At 72.1% G+C, this 705-nt stretch carries 1 protein-coding gene; it reads left to right on the top strand.

All coding sequences use genetic code 11. The annotated features are described in order from the left end of the window. The coding region (locus tag ACKVMH_RS13580) for an O-linked N-acetylglucosamine transferase family protein (protein ID WP_459167121.1) at positions 1–705 on the top strand (705 nt) is incomplete at both ends.

The raw sequence follows: 705 nt of genomic DNA, 5'->3' as shown, positions 1-705 counted from the left end.
GGCTGCGGGCGGCACCACTGGCGCGCGCCATCCGGCGCCTGCCGCCGGTGCCGCCGCGCCCAGCGGGTGGAACCGTCCGCGTCGGCTTCCTTTCCAACGGGTTCGGCGCGCACCCGACCGGCCTGTTGATCGTGGCCCTGTTCGAAGCCCTACGCGCGGTGCCGGACATCGACCTGCACCTGTTCGCACTCAACCCGCGCGACCGCAGCCCGATCCGCCATCGCCTGGAGTCCGCCACCCGGGTGCACGATGTCGCCGGGCGCAACCATGCCCAGGTGGCCATGGCGATCCGCGACGCCGCCATCGAGGTGCTGTTCGACCTGCGCGGCTGGGGCGGTGGCGGTACGCCCGAAGTGCTGGCAATGCGGCCAGCGCGGGTGCAGGTCAACTGGCTCGCTTACCCCGGCACGTCCGGCGCACCGTGGATCGATTACGTGTTGGCCGACGAGTTCGTGCTGCCGCCCGCGCTGGAACCGCACTTCAGCGAGACGGTGGTGCGACTTCCACGCTGTTTCCAGCCATCCGACAGCACCCGCGCCCTGCCCGTCCCGCCGTCGCGCGAGGCATGCGGGTTGCCGGCGACGGGCTCGGTGTTCTGCTGCTTCAACAACAGTTACAAGCTCAACCCGGCCAGCGTGGCGCGCGCGCTCGCGGCCGTGCGTGCGGTGCCGGGCAGCGTGTTGTGGCTGCTGTCGGGGCCGGGCG

The sequence above is a fragment of the Lysobacter zhanggongensis genome, assembly GCF_046638635.1.
In the GTDB taxonomy this organism is placed as follows: Bacteria; Pseudomonadota; Gammaproteobacteria; order Xanthomonadales; family Xanthomonadaceae; genus Novilysobacter; species Novilysobacter luteus.
This window is presented reverse-complemented; position numbering and strand designations above follow the sequence as displayed.